Source organism: Brevundimonas sp. MF30-B, assembly GCF_004683885.1.
Lineage (GTDB): Bacteria > Pseudomonadota > Alphaproteobacteria > Caulobacterales > Caulobacteraceae > Brevundimonas.
The window spans coordinates 1,009,055-1,034,087 of sequence record NZ_CP038440.1 but is presented as its reverse complement, the minus strand read 5'-3'; the positions used below and the strand labels follow the sequence as shown (position 1 = coordinate 1,034,087).

The window sequence follows — 25,033 nt, the reverse complement described above, 5'->3', positions numbered from 1 at the left end:
GATATGACCGAGACCTTCACCGACCGCCTGTCTGTCGAACGCCATATCGGCCTGCTGCTGAGTCAGGTGGCGGAAGCGCTGTCGGGCGTCGAGGGAGATCAGTCCCTGTTCCCGGTCGGCCTCCCGGCACCGCTGGCGCGGTCCCTGTCGTTCGCCAAGGGCACGGCCCCGGGCCTGCTGGCCGCACCGGCGGTCCCGACCGTTCAAACTGTCAGCCGCGACATCGACCGGGAGCGGGACCGCCGGATCGACAGCGGCTTCACCTTCATGGGCCACCGCTTCCAGTCTCGTCCCTCGGATCGGGAGAACATCATGGGCGCGGCTCAACTGGCCGTGGGCGCGATTGGCCAGGGCGCGGAGCCGGGCAATCTGCGGTGGGCCAACCCTGATCAGGACTTCGTCTGGATCACGGCCGACAACCAGCTGGTCCCGCTGGACGCCTATCAGGTGCTGGCCCTGTTTCAGGCCGGGGTGGCGTTCAAGTCCGCCCTGACCTTCCATGCCCGTGGCCTGAAGGATGCGGCGGCCGAGGCCGAAGACCTGACGGCCTTCGAATGGCGGAATGGCTGGCCGGAATGAGCCGCTTCACCGAGGCCCGCTACGAGCTGACCGGCAAGATGCGCAACGGCCGGCCGGAAGTCTGCCTCACCACGCCGCTGGCATATGAGATCGGCTATCTCGGATCGGGATGGGTGGTCGAGGCTCCGGAGGGTTTCTGCACCGACCTGGCCAGCCTCCCGGTCTGGACACAGCGCTTGCGCTGGGGACGACGCCTGGCCCGCAAGCTTGCCCGCGCCAGCATCGTGCATGACCTCCTGCGCTCAGACCGGCGCGTGCCCAAGCTGAAGGCCGACGTGATCTTTCTGGAGGCCATGGCCGTCGACGGCGTCCGGCTGTCGTGGCGCGTCATAGCCTTCATCACCGTCCTGCTGAACTTCAGCCGCGATTGAGTTCGCCCTGCCGCCCGAGAGTGCACCTGTAACCGGCTGTTCCTTTGGAGGGGCGGATGATTGACCTACTGCGCGGCGCGCTTGAGTGGCCCGCGTTCTGGGGCCTGTGCGGCGGCCTGCTGTCGGGCCTGCACGGTCTGATGACCGCCTACTCCGCAAGGGCTGGATCCGATGGCGCCCAGGTCAAGGCGTGGTGGCGGCTCGGGTTCGGCCTGCTGGCCGGTCCCATCGTGGCCGAGGCGCTGACCCGGCCGGTCATCCTCGCCGTGCTGCCCCTATTGGACATGCGCGGCGTGGCCCTGGTCCTCGGCTGGACCGCCACGAACGACCCGCGCGGCATCTTCGCCATGGGCCAGCGCATCATCAAAGCCGCCATGAACCAAGAGGGCAAATAGATGGGCAACCTGCTCGCCGCCGTCGCCGGTCTGATCTGGATGTTCTCGGGCATGATCCTGCTCGAGATCGGTCGCCTGCTCGGTCCCGACTTCGACAAGATCAAGACGCTCCATTGGGCCTGGCGATGGCTGACACGCAGTGCGGCCATCGTATTCTTCATCCGAGGCGTGACCCTGCTTTTCCCCGGCAAGCTCATCGAGACGAGCAGCATCAGCTTCGTCGCTCCAATGTCGGCCGCCGCGGTCCTCGGCGTGACCCTCGCCCTGCTGCAATGGGTCCAGGCCGACCGAAACCCCCCGGCCTGGACCGTTCAGATGTTGCGGATGGTCGCGTTGCTCGGGCGCGATGGGCCTGTGAAGTTCGCGGCGATGCGCCTGCCCCCGGCCTCGATGGGAGCCCTGCCACCCCGTGACGAGCCGCAGTCCAAGCGTAGAGGTCGGATCGCGATCCTGACGGGTGCTGGCCTGCTGATCGTAGCGGTCGCGGCCTTCCTCGCGGCCATGAGCTACGGGCCGGGCTGACGCCTGCGGATATTCTGAACAGCGCGGCGGGATCGGCTCATCAATCAGGCCCGTCTGGATCATCGGGCAAAATAATCGTGGTCTCATTTTCACTGCCGGGGTCAAGGTCGACCCCGTCCGGCACTTCATCGTGCCAGATGATGAAGGTTCGAATGACGTTGCCGTCTCGATCGGTGTCCGCCTCGACCTCGTAATCAGCGGCTTCCAGTTCAGCGACCTCAATCCCCAGCGCTTCCGCGACCCTCCGGAGCTGGTGGGTCTCGATCATCAAATCCTTGGCCTTGCCCATGGCTTCCTCCGGTTGAACCGGAACAGCCTCTCACGCTGGCGGCCAAATCCATCCTCACAATCTGGAGACAGCGCCATGAGCATCATGAGCGACGACGACTTCGTTCGTCTGTTTCAGCGCACGTTCGGCCTGAAGGAAGACGGATGGGCTGGCAACGACACCGTCGGCAAGCTGCGTGAGCTGGCGCGGCTGGCTGGCATCGAGGAACCTCAGGTTCCGCTCAGCCAAATTCCTGACGATTACTGGCCGATGCTCAGCAAGATCGAGAGCAACAACCGGCCCTATGTCCAGGCGCCCACCAGCACCGCTTCCGGCTTATACCAGTTCATCCAGAGCACATGGATCGGCGAGGGCGGCTCGTGGGGGCGCGACGCCAAGGGTCGCCTGATCGCGCGACCAGCCTTCGGGGGGCTACGCCCAAGCGAGGCCGAGCAGTTGGCGAGGGCTAAGACATTCACGGCCAAGAACGCGGACTACCTGAAACGGCAAGGCATCCCGATCAATAAGGCCAGCCTCTACGCTGCGCACTTCTTCGGACCAGGCGTCGCCGCGAAAGTCATCAAGGCCGACGTCAACGATAGCGCGGAAAGCCTGGCCGGCCCGGCAGCGACGGCGGCCAACCCCTCAATCCTCCGCGGCAAGACGGTCGGGCAGTTCCTGTCGTGGCTGCACGGAAAGACCGGAGCCTGGGCCCGATGAACTGGCTGATCGAACACGTCCCCTTCCCGGTCGCCTTCGTCGGCGGGGTGGGCCTCATCTACGCCGCCTGGCGGTTGCTCGGCATCCGGGGTGCCGCCGGCGCCCTCGCCGGCCTAGCCGCCCTCTTCATCTTCCGCGAGGGCCGCAAGGACGGGCGCGCGTCTGCAGTCACCTCAAAACGAAAGGAGGCCGGTCATGCGGTCAAGGAAGCCACTGCTGCTCGCGTCGATGCTGCTCGCCGCGACGCCGATCCTGAGCGCCTGCGCGACGATGACGGGTTCCGGCGCGATTGAGCCGATCCAGGGCGCGGCGACCTACTGCGCCGTCGCCCGTCCGATCACCTGGTCGTCGCGGGACACCGACGAGACGATCCGCGAAGTGAAGGAGCACAACGCGGTGTGGTCGCGCCTTTGCAAAATTTAGGGTCTAAGGGTTAGCCGTTTCGAAGGGCGCTAACCAGCCTTGGTCTCAGCGTAGCGATTTGCACTGCGGCCTGAGCGAACTCCCGCGAATCGAGAGCGCCAGTTGCTCTCTTTGAGCCAGCATCAGCCGCAACCAGAGCTTCAACATAGCTCACGGCGAGATCGCGATCTTGGTCAGCAAGCAAACTTTCAGCGCTCTCGAGAGCGCTTCGCTGCTGAAGGAGGTTCGCCTTTATGGCGTCCTTGGTGCTTTGACGGAGCCGACCGTCCCGGACTTCGCTGACGAACGCGACCACCAAAGGGTCAAAGGCTTCGGCCGCAGTCCTGAACCGTTCGATCTGCGCAGATCGCTCCGAAAGGTGGGCTTGATGTTGCACGGAGCGGATACCGACCCAGTGCGTCACGAGACCGCCAGCAACAGTTGTAAAAAGCGTGGCAGATATGAAACCAGCGACGACCAGCGTCTTGCTTGCTGGTTTGTCCCGGCCCGGCGCTGCTGCGGCCATCGTCATGGCGTGTCCACGTCGTTCACGACTGTGATGCTCGTCGCCAGTCCAGTCGATTTTGCGGCATCCCGCGCCTGAACGCAAACTTGATGCCATGTATCTAGGTCCATCAGCCGGACAGCCGCCATTACGTGTTCCTGCACCACCAGTGCGCACGGATCGTCGCCGGCGACTGCACTGTTCACCACCTTGATATCAACGGTGGCCGGCGAAATGGAGGCGCCCGACGTGGCGAGGGCCAGAAGCAAAGCGGCTGCAATTGGCAGCATCCTCTTATTAAATAGCCGAAGCGCGCCTGGTGAGTTGATATTGGATGTAAGCTCCGGGACAAGATCCCGGTGCGCCTTCAACATCTCTAGGGCCGCTGCCATGTCCATCGCCTTGGCAGGCCTCTTCTCCTCCTCAACCGCTGCCAGCACTCCTGAGACATAGTTCAGGAATGATTGGATGTTGTAATCGTCCAGAGTGCTGAAATCGGCTGCTGTGGTTCGGAGCCGAGCGCTGAATGTCTCCCCGATCGCGAACTGATCAAATGCCGCCTCCAAAACCTCATGGCGAACGCTGCGATCAATCGCCATGAGGGGGGTGGGCTTTTGTAGCCTGTCCCTCAGAACCTCCTTGAAACGAGCTTTAGGCCGCTTCCCAATCCACCGTACCCGTCGAGCGGGCAGTGTCTCTCCAGGGTAGAGGGAAACGTCTGTGACGGTCGTGGGCGGGCCGACGATTTCACCGATTAAGACGTCGCTGAAGTATCCCGGCCCAGGCACGACAACGATCGTGCCTGGTTTCAGGGTGTAATAAAGGCGCTCTACCGCTCCCACATAGCGTCCGACCCGGCGGCCTTTTGCCGCGTCTACATAATCCGAGGGATCGCGGGACGGCTCCGGGCCCCGCTGATGCCTACGGTGCCACTCTCGGAGCTCCATGGAGCGCACGACAGCCTGCCTTAACGCGTCCTTTTTCGGGGTGGCAGCAAAGTCTAGGCGAATGTCCGGGAAGTCTAGGAAGATGGCCCTATGGCGCATGAAGTCGTTGTAGAGTGAGAAGCCCTCACCCGGCCGAACGATGTACATCTCTTCGTTCTGACCTACGAAACGCGTAGAGATATCAAGGGTGACTGAAGTTCCAGCCATTCGGTCGCTTTCCTCCAGCAGCGCACGGCCCATGCGTCAGGGCGAACACTGCTATATCCCCGGAGGTTGTAAAGCAATCGTTCCGATACCAATCAGCCGTGCCGCGCGTTCGCGCCCAACCACTGACGTGACGCCACGCTCAGCAGGGCCGAGCGCGTCATGCCGTTGGCCCGCGCGGCGGCGTCGATCCGACTGACCAAGCTTGTGGCAGGGACACGTTCAGTCTCAGCGGTGGGTCGCGGGAGCTTTCCGTCTCGGCTTCGGCCGGCGTTCTGGGGCCAACTGGAGGCCGTTTGTTGCACAATGCATCTGCCCTAGCCCCGAAGAATGCACCAGCTGCCTTCAGGAGCTGGGTCTATGCTATTGTCGAGGTCGGCTCGTTGCCCCCCTCTCTAGATTTTCGCTCCTAATGTTGGATCCGATCTTTTGGATCTTAGTAAAGTCCATTATGTTTAGAGCTATGTTAGACGCAATGATAATAATTATCGATAAGTCTTTATTATTAAAAATTAGCATTATAGCTAGGGCCAGAAGTGCGCTTACGGCAACGAATACTACACGGTAAAACTGAAAATATCTAAACTTACCATCAAATAGCTTAGAGTTGAAACCCATGTCTCTTGACGTGGACAATATTATCCTATCTGGAACCAAGAAAAACAAATATATATACACCGCAAAAATAAAAAATGTAATCACGATATTAGTTCCTGTTTCTACACGGTCCAGCGGATTCTATATTTATGCCTTGAGGCACTATCAGACTCATGAGGTCAGTCGCAAGGTCTCCAGATGCCCCCCTCATCGAGGCAGGAAGCCGCCGATAAGCGGATGCAACGCCCGATCCAGCTAGTTCGCGGGCAAGAGCTTCCGCTGCTCCGCTATAATCCTCATACCTATACGCAAGCCATAAAGCGGCTCCGGTTGCGGCCGAACTTCCAATAAGTTCAATAATGCGCAACGCTTGTAAGTATCCTTGAGCCTGAGGCACGAACCTGGCTGGTGATCTTTCGCCGGTTACGCGAGCCAAAGTTGCCAAATCAGAAGTATAGCCGGCAATAGTAGATGCTAGACGGGTATCGCTATAACCCTCGCAAAACCCAGCTTCAGGACGCTGCCCCGGACGATGATGTGTCCCGGGTCGTCCAAGACCAAGGTTCGCCAAGCAGCGGACGCTATCCGTGGACACCTGTGCCACCCATTGCGGGCCACACCCCCCAACGATGTCGCCCCCGCCCGGAGGACCCGTGCGAATACGATCCGCGAATACCCAGACGTCATCCACCCACCAGGCGTCCTGCTCCTGCATCAGCCCCAGCGGGTCGATCCAGTTCATCGGGTCGGCCCCGACGTAGGCGTAGAGGTTGGCCCCGGCCGCGTAGCCCAGCGGGTCGGCCTGGGCAAAGCGCCCCAGCCCCGGCAGGTAGGCCCGCGCCCGGTAGTGGTACAGCTGCGCCTCCGGCAGCCACACCTGCCCCGTGTACTGGAACGTCCCCGCGTTGTTCGGCCTCGGCACGCCGTACTCGTCGTAGGTGTTCAGCGCGGTGACGGCCCCGGCGTTGTTGCTGAGGGTGAGGACCGAGCCGCGCTCGTCGGCGAGCAGCCAGCGCCGGTCGAAGGTCGTACCCTCGTAGGAGGCGATCACCCCGTCCAGCCCCGCCCCGGGCACATGGCGGCGCACCAGGGTTCCGGCGGCGTCATACTCCCCGATCAGCTGCAGCCCGTCGTAGAGGAAGCGGGTCGTGGCCGCGCCCGTCGTCTGGGCCAGCCGGCCGGCCGGGTCGTAGGCCATGCTGGAACTCCCCGCCGAGGTCAGCCGGCTGATCGTGTCGTAGCCGTAGGCCGGCGTCCCCGGCGCGGCGGTCAGGTTGCCCAGGGTGTCGTAGGTCACGCCCGCGCCGTCGACCGCCGTGACCCGGTTGAGCCCGTCGTTGGCGTAGGCGGTCGTCCCCGCTGTCGGGGCCTGGTCGTAGGCCGGGTTGCTCACCGACCGGGCGACGATCTGGCCCGCCGGGTTGTAGCTGAAGCCCAGGGTCACATTGTACGGCGCATCGACCAGGGCGTGGCCCAGACTGGCCAGCCGGCCGGCCCCGTCATAGGCCCAGGTCGCGATCGAGCCGTTGGCGTTGGTCTGGCCGATGCGCCGGCCAAGGGCGTCGTAGGCGAAGGCCGCCAGGGGCCAGTCGGTCCCGTTCTCGCGAACGCCCGTCAGCTCGCCGGCGAGGTTGTAGTCGTAGGCCGCGAAGAAGCCGTCCGGCCAGGTCAGGCGGGTGCGCCGCCCCGCCAGGTCGTACTGCGAGGCCATCGTCCCCAACGGCCCGGTCTCGGTGACCAGCCGGCCCAGCGCATCCCAGCCTTGGGTCAGGGTCTGACCGGGCGTCGAGACCGTCAGCGGCCGGCCCAGCAGGTCATAGGTGGTCGCCACGTCCGGCGTCGCGCCCGGATAGGCGACCTGGGTCACGCGGCCCAGCGCGTCGTAGGCCGCCGTGGTCGTCTGCCCCGCCCGGTCGCGCATCGTGACCAGATTCCCGGCCGCGTCGTAGCCGTACTGCTCATAGTCGGTCGTGGAGGTCCCGCCGCCCGTTGGGTTGGGATAGCGCTGAAGGCTCAACCGACCCAGGCCGTCGTACTCCATCACCGAGACATTGCCCCGACCGTCGGTCAGCGAGGCGACCTGGCTATTGGCGGTATAGGCCACGCTCTCTGTGATCGGATCGGCCGTGCCATGACCCGAGGTCGTCGAGACCGGGCGACCCACCGCGTCATAGGCGGTGCGCAGGATCCGGTCCGGACCGAACGCGCCAACCGGCCCCAGGGCGCAGGCGTCGGCGGGCGGCGCGGCGAAGGCCGCCGGGTCCATGCGCGTTGTCGCGCACTCCACCCGCCCGGCGGCGTCGTAGCCGAGCTGCGTCAGGGCAAAGGTCTGGCCGCCGGCCTGGACGCGCTGATGCGTTGGGCGTCCCACGGGATCGTGAACGACGGCGGTCTGCTGCAGACTGACGAAGGCGGCCCAGTCGGGCTCGCTCAGCCCGACGACCGTGCCGACCTCCTGAAGCACCACCCGCCCGGCCGGGTCGTAGGTGATGCGCGAGGCCCGGCGCGGGAGAGGGCCCGCGCCATCCGGATCGGGGCCGATCACGCCGACCGATCGCCGCGCGGTGTCGTAGCGGTAATGGACCGAATCCTCCGTCCCGGTCAGCGGCCCGTCCACGCGGGCCACGTCGCCGAAGGGCGTGTAGGTTTGGCTTGTGGTCGCGGTCAGCGAACCGTCGCCCGCCCCCGTGGAGGTCGAGGTGGGCAGCAGATTGTTGGCCCCGCCCGCTCCCGCATAGGCGATCGTCCTGCGCACCTCGTCCGCCGTGCCGGCGCACGAGGCCAGGGTTGCGCAGGCCGAGACCGAAACCGGCAGGGTGATCGCCCCTCCCGGCGCCGAGAAACCCGATCCCGTCTGAGCCGCATAGGCGATGCGGGTCTGGGGACGCACAGCGCCGATGGTGGGCGCCGGCCCGGTGACGCTGGTCATCCCGCCGTGCGCAGGATCGTAGGTGTAGTCGGTGACATGGCCGCGCGCGTCGGTCATGGCCGTCGGCTGGTTGCAGGTGACCGGATTGGCGCACACCTCCGGATAGGTCCAGGTTGTCGTCACCGGCGCTTCGGCCGAGCCGGGCGTGGGCTGCCGGGTCTCGGTCAGGCGGTTGCCGCGCGCATCATAGGTCCACACGGTCGCGTCGCCCTCGGGCCGCGTGACCCGCGTCGTCCGTCCGCCGGTGTCGTATTGATAGCTCGCCTCGCGCCCCAGGGCGTCGGTCACCGAGCGCAGGCGGTGGGTCTGCTCATCGGACACGGCCGTTATCTGCTGGCCCATCGGGCCGGTCGCGATCATCGTCCTCAAGCCGTCCGCGACCGTGGAGGCGTAGCTCCAGCTTCCCGAGGCGTCGGTCACCCCGCTGACCCGGCCCACGCTCGTATCGTAGGTCACGCTGACGGTGTCCGCGGCGTCGCCCGGCAGGCGCACGCCCGACAGGCTGCCCCAGCTGTTGTAGGCGTAATGCGTCTCGCGGCTGTCCTGGTCGGTCACGACCGTGGGCCGAAAGCCGTTATCGTAGGTCACCGACGGACCCCAGATGGCGGGATAGGCCAGGTTGCGCCCCTGCACGGTGCGCAGATCCAGCCACTGCTCAACGCCTTCAATGTCTGGGTCGTTGGAAGCGTAGTCGAAATTGATGGCGTAGCCGTAGTTATTGACCACGCTGGTCAGCCGCATGGCGGCGCCGAACGCCGCGCACTCGCCCCATTCCCACCAGACGGTGCAGTAGGGCGTCTCTTCGTAGTCGTAGGTGCGCAGCTCCCCATTGGGATGGCGCAGATCGATCATTGGATATCCGCCATAGCGGTTGGTCGGATAGGTCGTCGGGCTGTAGAATCGGAACCGGGCCTGGACCCCGTCGGCGGTGGTGTAGGTGAAGATGTCGCCGCTGCGGCTCAGCGTCGCCCCATCACGTATGACAGGGTTGAAGGCCGGGCCGGACGAGATGAACACCTGGGCCGACGCGCCGATCGCCACCGTGTAGACCGAGCCAGAGATCGTCAGATTGCCCAGCAGGTTGTTCCGCCAGGTCGAGCCGAGCCTGAGATAGCTGCGCCCATACGCCAGGCCGCCCGCGCCGGGCTGGCCGATCACCACCTCGGTCGTCGAATAGTTGAAAGTGCCTCGGGCTAGGTCCACCCCTCGGCCGTCGAGCTGATAAAACTCCGGAGGGATGGGCTGAACCTGCGCCAGCGCGGGACTGCTGAGCGCGCCCGCCAAGATGAGCGCCAGCACGCTGACGTCGCGACCGTGCACACGGCGCGCGCCGCGTTTATGATTATGGTTCATTCTTGCCCCCTTCCCCATAACAAGGTTGTCTCGGAGCGAGGAACGCGTCAAGGTAGAGTTGTCGGTGTGGGGGACCTGGGGATGCGGACCTGTACAATCGCCTTTTGCGCGATCGCGATGATCTGCTGCGCTTCGCCAGCAGAGCCCGCCCATTCTCAAGTCCGAGTCTATGCCTACGATGTCCATGGCCGGCTGATCAGCACCAGTTCCGGCGAAGGCTCGACGCGGAGCTACAGCTACGACGCGGCCAACAATCGCACCGCGCGAACGTGCTGCGCTTCAGAAAGTGATGCACGCCTGCCTTTCGGGGCCGAACATATCAACGACGCGGCCGGAAATGCGGTGATTGATTGGACTGCTCAATCCAGACCCGGTCCAGAAGATCGTCGGTCTGACTCAGAGCAGACTGTTTCGACAGGTGAGCGTGATGATGGTCAGTCGTCCTATCGCCCAAGGACACATTCGCCCGAAGCCCCTAAACCTGCCTGATGCCCCACTCGGCGGCCTCGGCGGCGCCCATGAGGCGCGTCTCACCGCCCACATAGACCTGCCGCCCCCTGAAGATAAGGCCCTTGGCTCCGTGATCATCAACGCTTGGCGCGCGTTCGGCTCGGACGGCGAACCAGTCGGCGTTGCTGAGGACGAGCACTGCACCCGGCTCAGCGTGGGCGAGCATCGCGTCCAAACGGTCAGCGTTGGGGCGCCCGGCGGTCATGACGCTTCCGAGTTAGGGTCGCGGTTAGGGTAACTAAACCGGCGGTGCGACAAAGGCTTGAAATAATTGCGGAAAATAGATGCGCCTGGTGGAGCCGAGGGGAGTCGAACCCCTGACCTCGTCATTGCGAACGACGCGCTCTACCAACTGAGCTACGGCCCCGTTTCCAGTCTGGATCGGGCCCCAGGCGAGGCGCGACATAGGCGGGCGGCGGGGCGGGTGTCAACTGGGTGATCTGGAGATTAGACCGGCGGCCGTTTTCGGCTAAGGTCCGCCGCAGATTCCCAAGGACATTTCCCCATGAACCTCATCGTCGGCGTGCTCGGCTTCATCTTCTTCGTCGCCAACGCCCTGCTGCTCCTTCTGGTCATAGCCATCATCGCCTCGGCGATTCTGAGCTGGTTGTTCGCCTTCGATGTGATCAATCCCCGCAACCGGTTCGTGGGCCAGCTGGCGTATGGGCTGGATCGATTGACCGGACCGATCCTTGATCCGCTGCGGCGTGTGATCCCCAGCCTGGGCGGCCTGGACATCACCCCGATCATCGCCTTGATCGTGATCCAGGGCGTACGCGGCTATCTGCTGCCGGCCCTGCATGTGACGCTGCTGCGTCTGTTGGGCGGCTACTGACCCCGCAGGACAGACTCCGCTTGCGCCCGCCCCCCATGTTCCTAAGGTGCGCGCCTCCGCAACCGCCCTGCCGCTGACCATGACCTCGATCAAGACCGTATCCATTCTCGGCGCCGGACAGATGGGCTCGGGCATCGCCCAGGCCGTGGCGCTGGGCGGCTATGAGGTGCGGCTGTACGACGTCTCGGCGGAGCGGTCGGCCGGGGCGCAGGGCGTGATCGGCGCCAGCCTGGCGCGGCGCGTGGCGCGCGACCTGGTCGATGCGGCGACCGCCGAGGCGGCGCTGAAGCGGATATCGATGGTCTCGTCGCTGGGCGAGGCGGCCAAGGCCGACCTGGTCATCGAAGCCATTTCCGAACAGGAGGCGGCCAAGAAGGCGGTTCTGGCCGAGCTGACGCCGCTGCTGGGGCCGGACACGCTCCTGGCGTCCAACACCTCTTCGATCTCGATCACGCGGCTGGCGTCGGTGACCGACCGGCCCGAGCGGTTCATAGGCCTGCACTTCATGAAGCCGGCGCCGGTGATGAAGCTGGTCGAGATCGTAAGGGGCATCGCCACCTCGGCCCAAACCTACGAGATCGCCGTCGCCTTCGCCGAAAGCCTGGGCAAGACCACGACAGAGGCCGAGGATTTCCCCGCCTTCATCGTCAACCGCATCCTCGCGCCGATGATGAATGAAGCGGTCTACACCTTGTACGAGGGAGTCGGCGACGTGGCCTCGATCGACACGGCGCTGAAGCTGGGCGCCAACCATCCCATGGGGCCGCTGGAGCTGGCCGATTTCATGGGGCTGGACGTGGTGCTGGCCATCATGAACGTGCTGCACGAGGGGCTGGCCGACACGAAATACCGGCCCTGCCCGCTGCTGGTGAAATATGTCGAGGCCGGCTGGCTGGGGCGTAAGAGCGGGCGCGGCTTCTATGACTATTCCGGCCCGACGCCGGCGCCGACCCGATGATCCGCACGGTTCAAGACCTTCCGGGGCGAGAAGGCGTCGTCTGGCGCGGCGGCGGCGCGCCTGTCGCCATCGCTGCCTTGGCCGGCGCCCTGTGGCCGCCGCTGTGGCTGACACTGCCGATCTGGCCGCCGGCGAACTGGTGGCCCGGTTTTGAGATGGACTGGCGGTTGACCGTCCTGATCATCGCCGTGATCGCCGTGCCGGCCGGTCTGGCTCTGCTGCGCCGCGAGCTGGATCGCGACGATCGGCCATCGACCCGGCTGGGCGTGGTCTGGCGTTTCATCCTGTTCGGCGGGCTGCTGGCGGCCGGGCTGCAGCTGGTGGTCGCCTTGGTGATGGTCATCCTGGGCGCGGTCCAGTCTCAGAGCCTGGGGCAGGCCTTGGGCTCTGTGGAGACCTTGCTTCTGATCTACGGCTTGGGCGGCCTGCCCATCGCCATGCTGGTGGGCGTCAGTCACGGCCTGTGGGCGGGACTGATCGCCGCCTTCGTGGCCTTCCGCGCTCGGCCCAAACCGGTGCGCGACCGGCTTGGGCTGATGAGCGGCCAGCCGCGATGAACGCGCCCGGTGGGGCACGCATCGACACCCTGGATGCGGCGCGCGGCCTGGCCATCCTCGGAATACTGGCGGTCAACGTCATTACCTACGCCATGCCGATGGCGGTCTATCCGTCGCCGAACCTGTCGCCGTTTCCGCTGGAGGGTTGGTCGGCCTTGGGCTGGGCGACGATGCATGTGGGCTTCGAGCGCAAGTTCCTCGCCCTGTTCTCCATGCTGTTCGGCGTCTCGATCTTTCTCGTAGGGGGCGAGCATGGCGATGAGACCCGAGGCCGCCTGTTGTCGCGGCGGCTGGGCTGGCTGGCGCTGTTCGGTCTGATCCACGGCCTGGTGTTCTGGTACGGCGACGTGCTGTTTCTCTATGCCGTGTGCGGCTTCATCGCGATGCGCATGCGGTCATGGAGCGGGCGCAGCCTGCTGATCCTCGGCGCTTGCACCTGGTTCGGATTAGGCTTGGCCTATGCCGGCGCAATGGCGGCCCTGGCCTATGCGCCGCCCGACGTCCTGAGCGAGGTGCGCACCAGCATGGCCCTGGGTGGAGCAGAAGGGGTGCGCGCCACTATCGCCGCCTATCGTGAGGGCGCTCTGGCCGGGACCTGGCAGAACTTCCAGGCCTGGGCCGTGCTTCAGCCCAACAGCCTGATCGGCTTCGGCCCCTCCACCATCGGCCTGATGCTGGCCGGGCTGGGACTCTTCAAGCTTGGGTTCTGGACGGGCCGCTGGCCGGTCTGGGCCTATCTGGCGCTGGTCGTCGTCGCCGGCGTGCTGCTGGCGGGCGCGGCGGCGCACGCTCGCGCTATGCTGGCCCAGGACTTTCCGTTCCCGCAGTACATGAGCCGGCCCGTCAACGACCTGTTCGCGCCGGTGATCGCCCTGGGCTACGTCACGGTGCTGATCCTGCTGATCCGGTTCGGCGCCGGCGCGTTGCTGACGCCGCTGAAGGCGGCCGGCCGGATGGCCTTCACCAACTATCTGACGCAGACGCTGATCATGACTACGATCTTTTACGTCGGTCGGGGACTGGGATGGTTCGGCCTGATGGACTGGCCCGCGCTGTGGGCCTTGGTCGTGGCGGTCTGGGCGCTTCAGCTGATCTGGTCGCCGCTATGGCTGGCGCGTTTCCAGTATGGTCCGTTCGAGTGGTTGTGGCGATCGCTGACCCTGGGCCGGCGCGTCGCGATCCGCCGCCAGAACTAAGCCGCGTTGCGAGCGCGCGGCCGATGGCTTAAGCGCCCGACATGACCGACGCCTCCTCACGCCCCGTCGCCCGCAATCCGCGTGGCTTCGCCGACCGCCGCGGCCGCGACCTGACCGCCGAGCGCCGCATCGTCGCGCGCGTGTCCGAGGTCTATGAGCGCTGGGGCTTCGAGCCGCTGGAGACGCCTGCTTTCGAGTTCGCGGATGCGCTGGGCAAGTTCCTGCCCGACGCCGACCGGCCCAACGAGGGCGTCTTCGCGCTGCAGGACGATCCCGAGGACGACGGCGCCGACAGCTGGATGGCGCTGCGCTACGACCACACCGCGCCGCTGGCCCGGTTCGCGGCGCAGTCGTGGGAGACCTTGCCCAAGCCGTTCCGCCGCTACGCCTACGGTCCGGTCTGGCGCAACGAGAAGCCCGGTCCCGGCCGCTTCCGCGAGTTCGTCCAGTGCGACGCCGACACCGTCGGCTCGGACCGGCCCGAGGCGGACGCCGAGATCATCGCCATGGCGGTCGAGGGGCTGAAGGCTGCCGGCCTGGGCGAAGGCCAGGCGGTGGTCCGCGTCTCCAGCCGCAAGCTGTTCGACGCCCTGTTCGAGGCGCAAGGCGTGGCCGACCCGCGCCAGCGTCTGACGGCGCTCCGGGCCATCGATAAGTTCGACCGTCTGGGCATCGAGGGCGTGCGCGCCCTGCTGGGTGAGGGCCGGCTGGACGAGTCAGGCGACTACACCAAGGGCGCCCAGCTGTCGGGCGCGGCGATCACGGCGGTGGAGGCGTTCCTGACTTCCGCCGCGGCGCAGGACCTCAGCCGCGCGACCGTGCTGGACGCCATCGCTTCGTCCGGCGCCCTGGGCGCGGCGGGCGACGCCGCCCTGGCGGAGCTGTCGGCCATCGACCGGGCCCTGACGGCCATGGGCGCGGGCCAGGCCCAGGTCCAGTTCGATCCAGCCATCGTGCGGGGACTGGAATACTACACCGGCGCGGTGTTCGAGGCGGAGCTGCTGCTCAGCACCACCGACGAGAAGGGCCGGCCGGTCCGGTTCGGGTCGATCGGCGGGGGCGGGCGCTACGACGACCTGGTGGCGCGCTTCACCGGCGAGCGCACGCCGGCGACCGGTTTTTCGTTCGGCGTTTCGCGTCTGGCGTCGGCCCTGCGCGCGGCGGGACGCGGCGCCCAGGACGAGACGCGCGGCCCGGCGGTGGTCATCGTCTTCAGCCAGGACGACATGAGCCACTATCTGGATGCGGTGGCCGAGCTGCGCCGCGCGGGCTTACCGGCCGAAGTCTATCTGGGCCACGCAGGCATGAAGGCGCAGATGAAATACGCCGACCGACGGCGTTCGCCGGTCGCGGTCATCCTGGGCGGGGACGAGATCGCGGCGGGTCAGGTGACGCTCAAGGATCTGGACGCCGGCCGCGCCCGCGCCGCCGCCATCGCCGACAACGAGGCGTGGAAGGCCGAACGGCCCGGACAGCGGGTCGTGCCACGCGGCCAGATGGTGGCCGCAGTTCGGGATATTATCGAAGGTTCGTCGATAAACATCAACACAGGCGTGTGACTTATCGACGTTTAGTCGGATAAAGGGCGGAATTCGCCCGAGGTCTGGTTGACGACAGGGGCGCCCCTGCGTCATTTGAACCCACTCGAGACGCGCTGAAGCGCATCTTGAAGGCGTTTCGGGGAGGAAACGTCCGCTCCTTCAGAGAGCGAGAAAGCCCGCTGCGACGTATCCCCCGCAGCGGGCTTTTTCATGCCTGATTTCCGGAAATGGCTTGGACAGGCGCCCTTGCCACGACGGCGGCGGACGGCGAAGGTCTCTGCCTCTTCCCTTCTGGAGTCCGCTTGATGCGCCGTCTTCTGCTCGCCTCCTGCGCCGCAATGATCCTGGCCGCGCACCCTTCAGCCGTTCTGGCGCAGACGATGCCGACCGCTGCGGCGGCTCAGACCGAGGACGCACGGCTCGACGCCTTCTTCGAACGGGCATTTCAGGCCCGCATCGCCCAGTCGCCGCAACAGATGACGGCCCTGGGGCTGAAGACGGACTACGACAAGCTGAACGACGTGTCCGAAGCGGCAGCCGACCGCGCCCTCGCTCTGCAGGAGGCGCAGTTGGCCGAGATGAAGGCGCGGTTCGACCCAGAGGCGTTGAGCGCGCAGAGCCGGCTTTCGTGGCGCATGTTCGAATATGGCGTCGAGCAGGCGCGGCTGGCGAACCAGTGGCGCGACTGGGGCTTCCAGTTCGCCGCCAACGGCAATCCGACGACCTCTATCCCGGTCTTCATGATCAACAACCACCGGGTCACCAGCGTCCAGGACGCCGAAGCCTACGTCGCCCGCCTGACCGCGGTGGACCGCTACATGACCCAGGTCGCCGATACGCTGAAGGCCCGGGCCGCGCGGGGCGTCGTGTCGCCGCGCTTCGTCTTCGAGCCCTCGATCGAAAACACCCGCGCCGTCATCACAGGGGCCCCTTTCGACGACGGCGCCGACAACCCGGTGTGGGCCGACGTCCAGCGCAAGGTCGGCGCCCTTGAGGCGGACCAGGCGACCAAGGACCGTCTGCTCGCCTCGGCGCGCGCCGCCCTGACCGGGCCGTATCGCCAGGGCTATGAGACCGTGCTGGCCGCGCTGGACGAGGTCCGGCCGATGGCCGACAGCGACGCCGGCGTGTGGCGCCTTCCGAACGGCGAGGCCTATTACAATGCCCGGCTCCAGCTCTCGACCACCACCGACCTGACGGCGGAGCAGATCCACGAGATCGGTCTGGCGGAAGTCGCCCGCGTCCAGGCCGAAATGGAGGTCATCAAGCAGCAGGTGGGCTTCGACGGCCCGCTGACCGACTTCTTCACCCTGCTGAAGACCGACCCGCGCTTCCAGTATCCGAACACGCCCGAAGGCAAGGAGCAGTATCTGACCGACGCGCGGGCCTTCGTGGCCCAGGTGATGGAGATCGCGCCGCAGTGGTTCTCGACCCTGCCAAAGGCGGCTCTTGAGGTGCGGGCGGTGGAGCCGTTCCGCGAGGCCACCGCCTCGATCGCATTTTACAACTCGCCCGCGCCGGACGGCTCGCGGCCAGGCATCTACTACGTCAACCTGTCGGACATGACCCAGGTGCTGAAGCCCCAGATCGAGGGCATCAGCTATCACGAGGGCGCGCCGGGCCACCATTTCCAGATCGCCTACGCCCAGGAGATCGAGGGCCTGCCGCGCTTCCGCCGGTTCGGCGGCTATGGCGCCTATGCCGAGGGCTGGGGCCTGTACGCCGAGCGGCTGGGCAAGGAGATGGGCTTCTATCAGGACCCCTATTCCGACTTCGGCCGCCTCTCGACCGAGCTGTGGCGCGCGGTGCGCCTGGTGACCGACACCGGCCTGCACGCCAAGCGCTGGACCCGCGAACAGGCCATGGACTACTTCCGCCAGAACTCTCTGCTGAGCGAGCGGGACATCGAAAAGGAAGTCGAGCGCTACATCACCAATCCGGGCCAAGCGACCAGCTACAAGATCGGCGAACTGAAGATCATGGAGCTGCGCGATCGCGCCCGCCAAGCGCTAGGCGACCGCTTCGACATCAAGGACTTCCACACCGTCGTTCTGGGATCCGGCTCAGTGCCGCTGGACGTGCTTGAGGACCAGATCGACGGGTGGATCGCTCGCGGAGGCGGAGCTCCCGCCTGAAATCCATCGCAGGACCGCCATCTGCATGAAGCGGCCCTTCTCGGCTGACCCGCGCCTCGAAGATTTAGCCCAGTTCCCGATTCAGGAACGCTGTCACGTCGTCCAAGACCGGCGCCTTCTTGCGAAAAAGGGGCGAGAAGGTCGCGATCAGGTCGGCGTGGTCGAGGCCGGGATAGAGTTTCGCTTCGGACCGCCCCCCGACGGCCCGCATGCGGTCATTCAGGATCACCGTATCCTCGTCGTGCACCACGGTGTCAGCCGTGCCATGGCCCAGCCATAGCGGCGGCGCGTCGCGACGCGCGAATGTGACCGGCTGGGTCAGCGTAGGGTCCGGAGCGCGGCCGAAGGCGTTGATCGAGGCCGGCACGGCGAGCGGAAGGAACTCGTAAGGCCCCGCCAAGCCGACCGCCGCCTTGATCAGATCGGGCCGGCCGGCGGCCTGCATGTAGCGGCGGTCCAGAGCGATCATCATCGCCAGATGCGCTCCGGCGGAGTGGCCCGCCACCGCCAGGCGCGAGGGATCGCCGCCAAGCCCCGCAGCCAAGTCCGCAGCGCTGGCCGTCGCGGCCGCCGCGTCCTCGACAAAGGCGGGGAAGTGCACCTGGGGGACGACCCGATAGTCAGGCAGAAAGACCACAAAGCCGCGCGCCGCCAGAGCCTGGGCGGCCCATCCGTAGACCTCGCGCGAGCCGGAATCCCAGCCGCCGCCGTAGAAGAAGACGACCACGGCCAGGTCACGCGCATCGGTGGGCGCATAGACATCCATGGTCTGGCGTGCGTCCTGGCCATAGGCTAGGCCGCGCGCCACCCGCCGTGCTCCTCGGTCGCGCGGGCCTAGAGTGTTCAAAAGGGAAAGCGGCGAGCAGGCCGCCGTCAGGGCGCCAAGCGCGCCGGCGAAAACGCCTCTCCGGGTCATCTGGCCTCTCTCGGCGCATGCGAAGTCCGACAGATACGCACACAAGGGGCCTTCGGCTCCACTCAGCGCGCGCCTGCGATCAATCCGCCGCAGTCGGCGTCCTCGGCCAGACCGGGATCGACGAAAGCGAAGACTGCCGCGACGGGTGCGACCAAGGCGCCCAGAAGTCCGGTGATGCCCGCCTGGGCCGCGACCGCCCCGGTGTCGACGCCGATGCGCGGCTGCTGCAGCGGGCCGCTGACCGTGATGGGCGCCCAGACGCGCAACAGGCGCGGCTTCTTGGTCTCCCCGTCTAGACGCAGGTTCATCTGCTCCGAGCCCAGATCGATGGTGCCTTCGCCCTTTGTCAGGACCACGTCGGTGTCGATCACCAGGGTCCGGGCCGTCGCCGTGCCGCCCCTCACCGTGAAGTCGGCGACGGCGCAGCGGATCGGGCTTTCGCTGACGTCGCCACTGAACAATCGACGCAGGCCCGCGCCGACATTGATGCCCAGCATTTCGGCGAATGCGGATCGGATCCGCCCCTGCGGCACGACCAGACTCAGCGATCCATTCGACCGGCCTGCGAACTCGCTGATAGAGCGGCCGGGCCCTTCCAGCCGGGCGCGCCCCAGCGCTCGACCCGTCACCGTCGGCGCGCCGTTCCGCGCGGGAATGATGGCCTCTAGTGGATAGCCGGAAAGGCGGAAATCGACCGTGCTGTTGGGCATGTCGTCGGTGGCGTCGATACGGGCCGTGCCGTTCAATTCGCCCTGGCTGAAGGTGAAGCTGACGGGGTCCAGGTTCAGAATGCCGTCCTTCAGCGCCGCGCCCAGATCCACTTGCCGCACGGCGAAGGTGTTGCGCTTGACCGAGCCCGCCTTGAAACTGAGGCGGCCGTCCATCTGGCGCAGGCGGTCGGTCTGCAGAGGGGCGTCGGGCAGAAGCTTCCCGGGGGCGCCGGAGTGAGCCACAGTGTCGCCTGGCGTGACCTGTGGCTGGGCCCCCAGCACGGCGGCCAGATCGTCTATGTCCAGCGAACGCGATACCAGGTCGGCTTCCACCCATCGACGGTCGCCGACCTTGTCCACCTTGAGGTCGCCGGCCAGATCCGACGACCCGACGCGGCCGGCGAAGTCGGTGAAGGTCCACAAGGCCTCGTCGCGCGTCAGCGTGCCCGCCAGCTCATAGGGCGGCGTGTTGGGCGCAACCACGCCGGTCAGGACATAGAGATCGTTAAGGTCCTGACCGCGCAAGGCCAGCCTCGCTTGGAAGCGGCCCAGATCGAAAGGCCGGGTGATGGCGCCATCTGCGCGCAGGCGGGTGCGCGCGCCCTCCACCTCGGCGGTGAATCGATAGGGACGGTCGCGCCGGATGTTGACGAAGGCGCCCCCTTCGATGGTCAGGGTCAGGGGCGCGCCGTTTATCTCGCCCTCGCCTTCCAGGCGGAAGCCGGTCTCGCCGGGGTCGGCGGAGGCCGCGGCCTCGCGGGCGTTGACCACAGCGTCCAGCCTCATGCCTCGCCGCTGCTCATCCAGTGACAGGCGCCCGTCGGTGATGATCAGCCGCTCAATCAACGGCAGGTTCGCGCCGCGCCCATCGTCGGGCTTGTCCGGGTTCAGGTCCCAGCTGCGGCGGCCGTCCTCCGTGGCGATCAGGACCAGCTGGGGACGGGTGATCGCCAGCAGCGGCATTTCGATCCGCCCGCGCAGGAGCTGGCTAAGCTTGGCCGAGGCCTCGATGCGCGACACGCGCGCCGTGTCCTCGTCCCTCGCCCAGGACGGGCCGCCCACCGTCAGCTGATTGACCGTGACCGACGGCGTCCAGCTGAACAGCCTTACATCCAGATCGCCGTTCAAGGCGATCTCGCGATCATACTGGACCGAGGCCCAGCGTCCGATCGGCCCGCGCAGCCAGTTCCAGTCGAACAGGATCAGGAACAGGACGAGGGCCGCGACAAGGATGAGCACGCCCAGCACCGCGCCTTTCTCGACCGGCCCCGGATGGCGAAAGGCGCGATAGACCGGGTCGTTGTCGCGCACCCAGCCGCCGAAGGCGCGAGCGCGAACGCCGACAGGGGCCAGCGCGCCGTCGCGCCAGCCCCTCCAGTTCAGTCGATCTTTCAACCCCTTGGTCAGCGCGCTGCTCTCCTTGAAGAGACCTGAACGCGCGACCGGGCGGATGGTCGCGTCAGCGTTGCTCGGCGTCCGGCCCGATGAAGCGGTTCAGCCAGCCGAACACCTCATTGTGCCATTGCAGGCTGTTGGCCGGCCGCAGCACCCAGTGGTTCTCGTCCGGGAAGAAGACCAGCCGGCTTTCGATGCCGCGACGCTGCAGGGCGGTGAAGGTCGACAGGCCTTGCGCGGTCGGGATGCGGAAGTCGCGGTCGCCCTGGACCACCAGCATCGGGTCGCGCCAGTTCTGAACGTGGTTGGCCGGGTTAAACTGCTGATAGCCGCGCGGATTCTCCCACGGCGTGCCGCCGTATTCCCACTCGGTGAACCACAACTCCTCGGTTGAATAGCCCATGCCGAGGGTGTCGAAGACGCCGTCGTGGTTGACCAGGCACTTGAACTCGCCGGGCCAGTTGCCCGCGATCCAGTTGACCATATAGCCGCCGTAGGATGCGCCGAGCGCGCAGGCGCGGTCGCCGTCCAGGAAGCGGTACTGCTGCTGGGCGTAGGCCCAACCCTTCTGCAGGTCTTCCAACGGGCGGTCGCCCCAGTGCTGGCTGATCGAGTCGGTGAAGGCCTGGCCGTAGCCGGTCGAGCCGTGGAAATCGATCATCACCACCGCATAGCCCGCGCCGGCGTAGGTCGACGGGTTCCAGCGGTAGGACCAGCTGTTGCCGAACGAGCCCTGCGGCCCGCCATGGATCAGGAAGGCGACCGGATACTGTCGGCCTTCGACATAGCCCGCGGGCTTGATGACATAGCCGTGCACCGTCTCGCCGTTCCAGCCGGGGAAGCTGAACTGCTCGGCCTCGCCGAAGGTCTTGGCGTCCAGCGACGGGTTCACGTTGGTCAGGCGGCGCGGCATTTCGCGGCCGAGATAGGTCTTGAACCAGAGGTCCGAAGGTCGATCCAGCGCGTCTTGGGCGAAAACGAAGCCAGAGGGCGTCTGGGCGAAGGCCGAGACATGGCCCGGGCCGGTCACCGGCGTCACCACGCCGTTGCGCGTATCGATGGCGAACAAACGGGTCTGACCCACGTCGCCGGCGGTGGTGTAAAGCGTCTGGCCGTCGGCGGACCATTGCAGTGTGTCGGCCGAGCGATCCCAGTTGGCCGCGATCTGGCGGGTCTGGCCGGTCGCCACGTCCTTCAGGAAGATGGCGTATTTGTCGGCCTCGAAGCCCGGTCGGGCCATGGCGCGATAGGCCAGGGTGCGGCCATCGGGCGAGAACACCGGGCCGGTGTCCCAGGCGGGGTTGTCGGCCGTCAGGTTCTCGAACGTGCCGTCGCCGGTCAGGGCGTTGGTGCGCCACAGGTCGAAGTTGGTGCTCCACGGCTCGGACTGGCCCTTCAGCCGCGCCGAGAAGACCACCGATTCACCGTCGGGCGCGAAGGTGAATTCGCTTTCGTCGCCGAACGGCTTGGAGGGCGTGTCGCCGTCGAAGCCCTTGGTCACCCACACCGCCTCGCCGGCCCGCCCGCTGGCGGCGATCGGCAGGACGAACAGGTGGTTCTGGGTGTGATCCTCCCAGGTGTCCCAGTGGCGCACGAACATGCGCTCATAGACCTGGCCGGTGGATTTGCGCTCGCCTTGGACCTTGGCGCGCTCGACCGAGCAGGCCAGGTCGGCGCAGTCGGGATAGACGGCCAGCGACACAGCGACCTTGTCGGCGCGCGGGCTGAGGCGATAGGCGTTCACGTCGGTCGGCAGGCGCGTCACCTGCACCGGATTGGCCCCCGAGGCGTCGGCGCGCCAGACCTGGCTCGACCCCGAACGGCCCGACAGGAAGTACAGATTGCCATCGGCGCCCCAGCGCGCGGTATTGGCTCCGCCCTCGTTGATCGCCAGTCGGCGCGGCGCGGCGTCGCCGTCGATGTCGCGAATCCACAGGGTGGTGGCGCGGCGGTTGGCATCCACGTCGGTGGCGGTCACCGAATAGACGACGCGACGGCCGTCGGGCGACACCTGCGGATCGGCCAGGCGGTTCAGCCCGATCATGTCCTGATAGGTGAAGGCGTCCGGCGTCGCGGCCGGATGCGGCGCAGGCGTGGTCGGCATGGCCGGCGCGCCTGAAACAGCGGGAGCAGGTTGTGCTTGCGCCAAGGCCGGCACGGCAGTGATCAGGGCCAGGGCCGCGACGGCCCCCGAGAGCAGCGAATGGCGACGCATGGGCGAGCTTCCTCAAAATCCGAGGTCGTCAGCCGTAGCACCGCCGGGGGTGCGACAAAAGATCAGGGGCTCTCGGCGGTCCAGCGATCGGTCCAGTCCAGGATCTCCTGCTGCCAGTCGACCCAGTTGCGGGCCTTCGTCACCCAGTGGTTCTCGTCCGGGACGTGGACGTAGCGGCTGGGGATGCCGAGCCTTTGCAAGGCCGAGAAGGTCGCCAGCCCCTGTTCCTCGGGCACCCGGAAATCGCGCGACCCGTGCAGCACCAGCATCGGCTTGGACCAGTTCGAGACATAGGTCTCGGGGTTGTGCCGGTCGTAGAGCTCCTTGCGCTCCCAGCTGGGCCCGCCGAACTCCCAGATGAAGGTGCCGATATCCATGGCGTTCATCAACTGCGGCACGTCGAAGACGCCGGCATGGTTGACCAGGCAGCGCCAGGGCTCGTTCCAGCGGCCAGCGATCATGTTGACCATATAGCCGCCGTAGGACGCACCCAGCGCGCAGGCGCGGCCGCCGTCGATCCAGGGATTGGCCTCGATCGCCGCCTGCCAGCCCTTCTGCAGATCCTCAAGCGGCCGGTCGCCCCAATGGTCGTTGATGGCGTCGGTGAAGGCCTGGCCGAACCCGGGCGAGCCGTGGAAGTTGATCATCACCACGGCGTATCCAGCGGCAGTGTAGGTCTGCGGGTTCCAGCGATAGGACCAGCTGTCGGTCCAGGGTGATTTGGGCCCCCCGTGGATCAGGTGCACCGCCGGATAGCGCCGCCCCTCGACAAAGCCGGCGGGCTTGAACACCCAGCCCTGCACCTGTTCGCCGTTCCAGCCCGCGAAGGTGAACAGCTCTGGCGCGGGCAGGTCCAGCCGCGCCAGGGCCTGGGCGTTGTGATCGGTCAGACGACGCGCCTCGCCCGACCCGCGTTTGACCCACAGCTGGGTCGGGCTGGTGAAGCCGTCCTGGGCCCAGACCAGGACGCCGCGCGCCTCGTCATAGGCGGAGACCGCGCCCTGTTCCGTCAGGGCGGTCACGCGGCCGGTGCGGGCGTCGATCTCGAAAAGCTTCTGCTGCCCGTTTTCGGCGGCGGTGACGTAAAGCGCCCGCCCGTCCGAGCGCCACGACAGGCCGCCCGGGCCGCGGTCCCAGTCGGTCAGCGCGCGGGCGTTCGAGCCATCTGCGTCGGCGACCATGACCACCGGCTGATCGCCCCCGACGTTCTCGCGCCGGCCGGCCAGCCAGGCCAGGCGTCGACCGTCCGGCGAATAGGCGGGCGCGCCGTCGGGCGCATTGTTGGCGTCTGTCAGATTGACCGGCTCGCCGCCGGCAAGCGGTACACGGAACAAGTCGGTGTTGTTCGTAAACGCCTCGGTGCGGCCCTGAGTCTGGGTGGAGAAGACCACCTGCGTCGCGTCGGGACTGACGGTGAAGGCGTTGTCCCCGCCCTGGGGCCGCGAGGGTGTGTCGGCGTCCAGGCCGGGCGTCAGAGGACGCGGGGCCCCGTCGCCCAAGCCGGACCCATTCAGCGGCTGCACGAACAGCTGGCTGCGCCGCCCGTCGTTCCAGCTGTCCCACGGCCGGAGCGGCAGGCGGTCGAAGGTGCGGACCTTGGACTTGGACTGGCTGCGGGCGTCCAGCCGGTCGCGGCTGCATTGCAACGTGTCACAATCCACGAACACCGGCGCGGACAGAATCAGCGATCGGCCGTCCGGGGCTACCTGGAAATGGGTCACCTCGACCGGCAGGGTCGTGACCTGCACCGCCGCTCGGCCCTCGCGATCCATACGCCAGACCTGGCTGGAGCCGCCGCGCGAGGACAGGAAATATATGGCGCGGCCGTCCGGCGCCCAGCGACCCGTGGCGGCGCCGCCATCCGAAGCGCCCAAGCGGCGCGGCGTCCCGCCCTCGACATCGACCAGCCACAGGGCGCTGACGCCTCGGTCGTTCTCCCAGTCCGTGGTCCGCAGGCCGTAAAGCACCTGCCGGGCGTCGGGCGACAGGCGCGGATCCGACACACGCTCCATCATCGCCAGGTCGCGCAGGCCCAGACCCGAGCGAGCCGTCGTTTGCCGCACCTCTGCGGCGGCGGGCGTAGCCGTCTCGGGCGCGGCCTGCGCGCACGCCGCCTCGCCGGACAGACCGATCATCAAGGCCGAAAGGCCCGCCGCCGTCAGAAACCGCACCATCCGCCCACTCCCGAAACCGTCGATGCGAAAGGGCTAGCGTGGCGGCGGCCAAACGCCAAGGCGGCGTCTTGCCCCGCGTCGCGCGAGCGGCGACAAGCG

The 25,033-nt window shown here is 66.7% G+C and carries 22 protein-coding genes and 1 tRNA gene; 13 read left to right on the top strand and 10 right to left on the bottom strand.

From position 1 onward, the window contains the following. The first annotated feature begins 3 nt into the window (after window positions 1-3). From E4M01_RS05185 to E4M01_RS05170, 4 genes are read left to right on the top strand one after another with little or no spacing between them, the layout of a single operon-like run. Entirely contained in the window at window positions 4-579 is a 576-nt protein-coding gene (locus E4M01_RS05185) for a DUF4376 domain-containing protein (protein ID WP_135061910.1), read from the top strand. Further along, on the top strand, window positions 576-950 hold the full coding sequence (locus E4M01_RS05180; RefSeq protein ID WP_167765269.1) for a DUF1353 domain-containing protein: 375 nt from the start codon (window positions 576-578) through the stop codon (window positions 948-950). The genes E4M01_RS05185 and E4M01_RS05180 overlap by 4 nt, the downstream gene beginning before the upstream one ends. Before the next feature lie 56 nt (window positions 951-1,006). After that, window positions 1,007-1,345: a hypothetical protein gene (locus E4M01_RS05175; protein WP_245158165.1), complete on the top strand. Its 339-nt coding sequence runs from the start codon at window positions 1,007-1,009 to the stop codon at window positions 1,343-1,345. After that, a complete protein-coding gene (locus E4M01_RS05170; protein ID WP_135061912.1) occupies window positions 1,346-1,867 on the top strand; it encodes a hypothetical protein in 522 nt (173 codons plus the stop codon). A gap of 40 nt (window positions 1,868-1,907) precedes the next feature. Here the strand turns inward: E4M01_RS05170 and E4M01_RS05165 are convergent, their stop codons facing one another. Further along, on the bottom strand, window positions 1,908-2,156 hold the full coding sequence (locus E4M01_RS05165; RefSeq protein ID WP_135061913.1) for a hypothetical protein: 249 nt from the start codon (window positions 2,154-2,156) through the stop codon (window positions 1,908-1,910). Window positions 2,157-2,231: 75 nt separating this feature from the next. Between E4M01_RS05165 and E4M01_RS05160 the strand changes: the two genes are divergently transcribed. Together E4M01_RS05160 and E4M01_RS05155 are read left to right on the top strand one after the other, a co-directional pair. Continuing rightward, a complete protein-coding gene (locus E4M01_RS05160) occupies window positions 2,232-2,855 on the top strand; it encodes a peptidoglycan-binding protein (RefSeq protein WP_135061914.1) in 624 nt (207 codons plus the stop codon). Further along, window positions 2,852-3,148 carry a hypothetical protein gene (locus E4M01_RS05155; protein WP_209316076.1) on the top strand — a complete coding sequence of 99 codons (297 nt, stop codon included), beginning with the start codon at window positions 2,852-2,854 and terminating at the stop codon, window positions 3,146-3,148. Before E4M01_RS05160 ends, E4M01_RS05155 begins: the two co-directional genes overlap by 4 nt. A gap of 140 nt (window positions 3,149-3,288) precedes the next feature. Here E4M01_RS05155 and E4M01_RS05145 read toward each other — a convergent pair whose 3' ends face one another. The 3 genes from E4M01_RS05145 to E4M01_RS05135 form a co-directional block, all read right to left on the bottom strand. Next, the gene (locus E4M01_RS05145; RefSeq protein WP_135061915.1) at window positions 3,289-3,789 is read right to left on the bottom strand and encodes a hypothetical protein; all 501 of its coding nucleotides are present in this window, start codon (window positions 3,787-3,789) and stop codon (window positions 3,289-3,291) included. Next, window positions 3,786-4,916: a hypothetical protein gene (locus E4M01_RS05140; RefSeq protein ID WP_135061916.1), complete on the bottom strand. Its 1,131-nt coding sequence runs from the start codon at window positions 4,914-4,916 to the stop codon at window positions 3,786-3,788. Before E4M01_RS05140 ends, E4M01_RS05145 begins: the two co-directional genes overlap by 4 nt. Before the next feature lie 703 nt (window positions 4,917-5,619). After that, a complete protein-coding gene (locus E4M01_RS05135) occupies window positions 5,620-9,792 on the bottom strand; it encodes an RHS repeat domain-containing protein (protein WP_167765271.1) in 4,173 nt (1,390 codons plus the stop codon). Here E4M01_RS05135 and E4M01_RS14670 point away from each other — a divergent pair. Next, a complete protein-coding gene (locus E4M01_RS14670) occupies window positions 9,778-10,281 on the top strand; it encodes an RHS repeat domain-containing protein (RefSeq protein WP_135061918.1) in 504 nt (167 codons plus the stop codon). The genes E4M01_RS05135 and E4M01_RS14670 overlap by 15 nt on opposite strands. Here E4M01_RS14670 and E4M01_RS05125 read toward each other — a convergent pair. Beyond that, the gene (locus tag E4M01_RS05125) at window positions 10,268-10,507 is read right to left on the bottom strand and encodes a hypothetical protein (RefSeq protein WP_135061919.1); all 240 of its coding nucleotides are present in this window, start codon (window positions 10,505-10,507) and stop codon (window positions 10,268-10,270) included. The genes E4M01_RS14670 and E4M01_RS05125 overlap by 14 nt on opposite strands. Window positions 10,508-10,593: 86 nt before the next feature. Continuing rightward, window positions 10,594-10,669: transfer RNA gene (locus E4M01_RS05120), tRNA-Ala, on the bottom strand. Between the two features lie 138 nt (window positions 10,670-10,807). Here E4M01_RS05120 and E4M01_RS05115 point away from each other — a divergent pair. From E4M01_RS05115 to E4M01_RS05090, 6 genes are all read left to right on the top strand, one after another. Then, window positions 10,808-11,137 (top strand): YggT family protein, encoded by a 330-nt coding sequence (locus E4M01_RS05115; RefSeq protein WP_135061920.1) that lies wholly within the window; start codon window positions 10,808-10,810, stop codon window positions 11,135-11,137. Window positions 11,138-11,216: 79 nt separating this feature from the next. Next, window positions 11,217-12,095 (top strand): 3-hydroxybutyryl-CoA dehydrogenase, encoded by an 879-nt coding sequence (locus E4M01_RS05110; protein ID WP_135062717.1) that lies wholly within the window; start codon window positions 11,217-11,219, stop codon window positions 12,093-12,095. After that, window positions 12,092-12,652: a phthalate transporter gene (locus E4M01_RS05105; RefSeq protein WP_135061921.1), complete on the top strand. Its 561-nt coding sequence runs from the start codon at window positions 12,092-12,094 to the stop codon at window positions 12,650-12,652. Before E4M01_RS05110 ends, E4M01_RS05105 begins: the two co-directional genes overlap by 4 nt. After that, window positions 12,649-13,848: a DUF418 domain-containing protein gene (locus tag E4M01_RS05100; protein ID WP_135061922.1), complete on the top strand. Its 1,200-nt coding sequence runs from the start codon at window positions 12,649-12,651 to the stop codon at window positions 13,846-13,848. Before E4M01_RS05105 ends, E4M01_RS05100 begins: the two co-directional genes overlap by 4 nt. Window positions 13,849-13,889: 41 nt before the next feature. Then, the gene (hisS, locus tag E4M01_RS05095) at window positions 13,890-15,407 is read left to right on the top strand and encodes a histidine--tRNA ligase (protein ID WP_135061923.1); all 1,518 of its coding nucleotides are present in this window, start codon (window positions 13,890-13,892) and stop codon (window positions 15,405-15,407) included. 287 nt (window positions 15,408-15,694) lie between these two features. After that, window positions 15,695-17,524: a DUF885 family protein gene (locus E4M01_RS05090; protein WP_135061924.1), complete on the top strand. Its 1,830-nt coding sequence runs from the start codon at window positions 15,695-15,697 to the stop codon at window positions 17,522-17,524. A 64-nt stretch (window positions 17,525-17,588) separates the two neighbouring features. Here E4M01_RS05090 and E4M01_RS05085 read toward each other — a convergent pair whose 3' ends face one another. The 4 genes from E4M01_RS05085 to E4M01_RS05070 form a co-directional block, all read right to left on the bottom strand. Further along, window positions 17,589-18,332 carry an alpha/beta hydrolase gene (locus tag E4M01_RS05085; RefSeq protein WP_245158166.1) on the bottom strand — a complete coding sequence of 248 codons (744 nt, stop codon included), beginning with the start codon at window positions 18,330-18,332 and terminating at the stop codon, window positions 17,589-17,591. Window positions 18,333-18,502: 170 nt separating this feature from the next. After that, window positions 18,503-20,545 (bottom strand): AsmA family protein, encoded by a 2,043-nt coding sequence (locus E4M01_RS05080; protein ID WP_245158167.1) that lies wholly within the window; start codon window positions 20,543-20,545, stop codon window positions 18,503-18,505. Window positions 20,546-20,609: 64 nt separating this feature from the next. Beyond that, the gene (locus E4M01_RS05075) at window positions 20,610-22,760 is read right to left on the bottom strand and encodes a S9 family peptidase (RefSeq protein WP_135061927.1); all 2,151 of its coding nucleotides are present in this window, start codon (window positions 22,758-22,760) and stop codon (window positions 20,610-20,612) included. Between the two features lie 62 nt (window positions 22,761-22,822). Then, complete coding sequence (locus E4M01_RS05070) at window positions 22,823-24,934, bottom strand: S9 family peptidase (protein WP_135061928.1); 2,112 nt, start codon at window positions 24,932-24,934, stop codon at window positions 22,823-22,825. Between the last annotated feature and the right edge of the window lie 99 nt (window positions 24,935-25,033).

What these genes read in the sequence shown, in the direction of transcription:
- E4M01_RS05185 (WP_135061910.1), top strand. Translation starts at nt 4, where the DNA reads ATGACCGAGACCTTCACCGACCGCCTGTCTGTCGAACGCCATATCGGC.
- E4M01_RS05180 (WP_167765269.1), top strand. Translation starts at nt 576, where the DNA reads ATGAGCCGCTTCACCGAGGCCCGCTACGAGCTGACCGGCAAGATGCGC.
- E4M01_RS05175 (WP_245158165.1), top strand. Translation starts at nt 1,007, where the DNA reads ATGATTGACCTACTGCGCGGCGCGCTTGAGTGGCCCGCGTTCTGGGGC.
- E4M01_RS05170 (WP_135061912.1), top strand. Translation starts at nt 1,346, where the DNA reads ATGGGCAACCTGCTCGCCGCCGTCGCCGGTCTGATCTGGATGTTCTCG.
- E4M01_RS05165 (WP_135061913.1), bottom strand. Translation starts at nt 2,156, where the DNA reads ATGGGCAAGGCCAAGGATTTGATGATCGAGACCCACCAGCTCCGGAGG.
- E4M01_RS05160 (WP_135061914.1), top strand. Translation starts at nt 2,232, where the DNA reads ATGAGCATCATGAGCGACGACGACTTCGTTCGTCTGTTTCAGCGCACG.
- E4M01_RS05155 (WP_209316076.1), top strand. Translation starts at nt 2,852, where the DNA reads ATGAACTGGCTGATCGAACACGTCCCCTTCCCGGTCGCCTTCGTCGGC.
- E4M01_RS05145 (WP_135061915.1), bottom strand. Translation starts at nt 3,789, where the DNA reads ATGACGATGGCCGCAGCAGCGCCGGGCCGGGACAAACCAGCAAGCAAG.
- E4M01_RS05140 (WP_135061916.1), bottom strand. Translation starts at nt 4,916, where the DNA reads ATGGCTGGAACTTCAGTCACCCTTGATATCTCTACGCGTTTCGTAGGT.
- E4M01_RS14670 (WP_135061918.1), top strand. Translation starts at nt 9,778, where the DNA reads ATGATTATGGTTCATTCTTGCCCCCTTCCCCATAACAAGGTTGTCTCG.
- E4M01_RS05135 (WP_167765271.1), bottom strand. Translation starts at nt 9,792, where the DNA reads ATGAACCATAATCATAAACGCGGCGCGCGCCGTGTGCACGGTCGCGAC.
- E4M01_RS05125 (WP_135061919.1), bottom strand. Translation starts at nt 10,507, where the DNA reads ATGACCGCCGGGCGCCCCAACGCTGACCGTTTGGACGCGATGCTCGCC.
- E4M01_RS05115 (WP_135061920.1), top strand. Translation starts at nt 10,808, where the DNA reads ATGAACCTCATCGTCGGCGTGCTCGGCTTCATCTTCTTCGTCGCCAAC.
- E4M01_RS05110 (WP_135062717.1), top strand. Translation starts at nt 11,217, where the DNA reads ATGACCTCGATCAAGACCGTATCCATTCTCGGCGCCGGACAGATGGGC.
- E4M01_RS05105 (WP_135061921.1), top strand. Translation starts at nt 12,092, where the DNA reads ATGATCCGCACGGTTCAAGACCTTCCGGGGCGAGAAGGCGTCGTCTGG.
- E4M01_RS05100 (WP_135061922.1), top strand. Translation starts at nt 12,649, where the DNA reads ATGAACGCGCCCGGTGGGGCACGCATCGACACCCTGGATGCGGCGCGC.
- hisS (WP_135061923.1), top strand. Translation starts at nt 13,890, where the DNA reads ATGACCGACGCCTCCTCACGCCCCGTCGCCCGCAATCCGCGTGGCTTC.
- E4M01_RS05090 (WP_135061924.1), top strand. Translation starts at nt 15,695, where the DNA reads ATGCGCCGTCTTCTGCTCGCCTCCTGCGCCGCAATGATCCTGGCCGCG.
- E4M01_RS05075 (WP_135061927.1), bottom strand. Translation starts at nt 22,760, where the DNA reads ATGCGTCGCCATTCGCTGCTCTCGGGGGCCGTCGCGGCCCTGGCCCTG.
- E4M01_RS05070 (WP_135061928.1), bottom strand. Translation starts at nt 24,934, where the DNA reads ATGGTGCGGTTTCTGACGGCGGCGGGCCTTTCGGCCTTGATGATCGGT.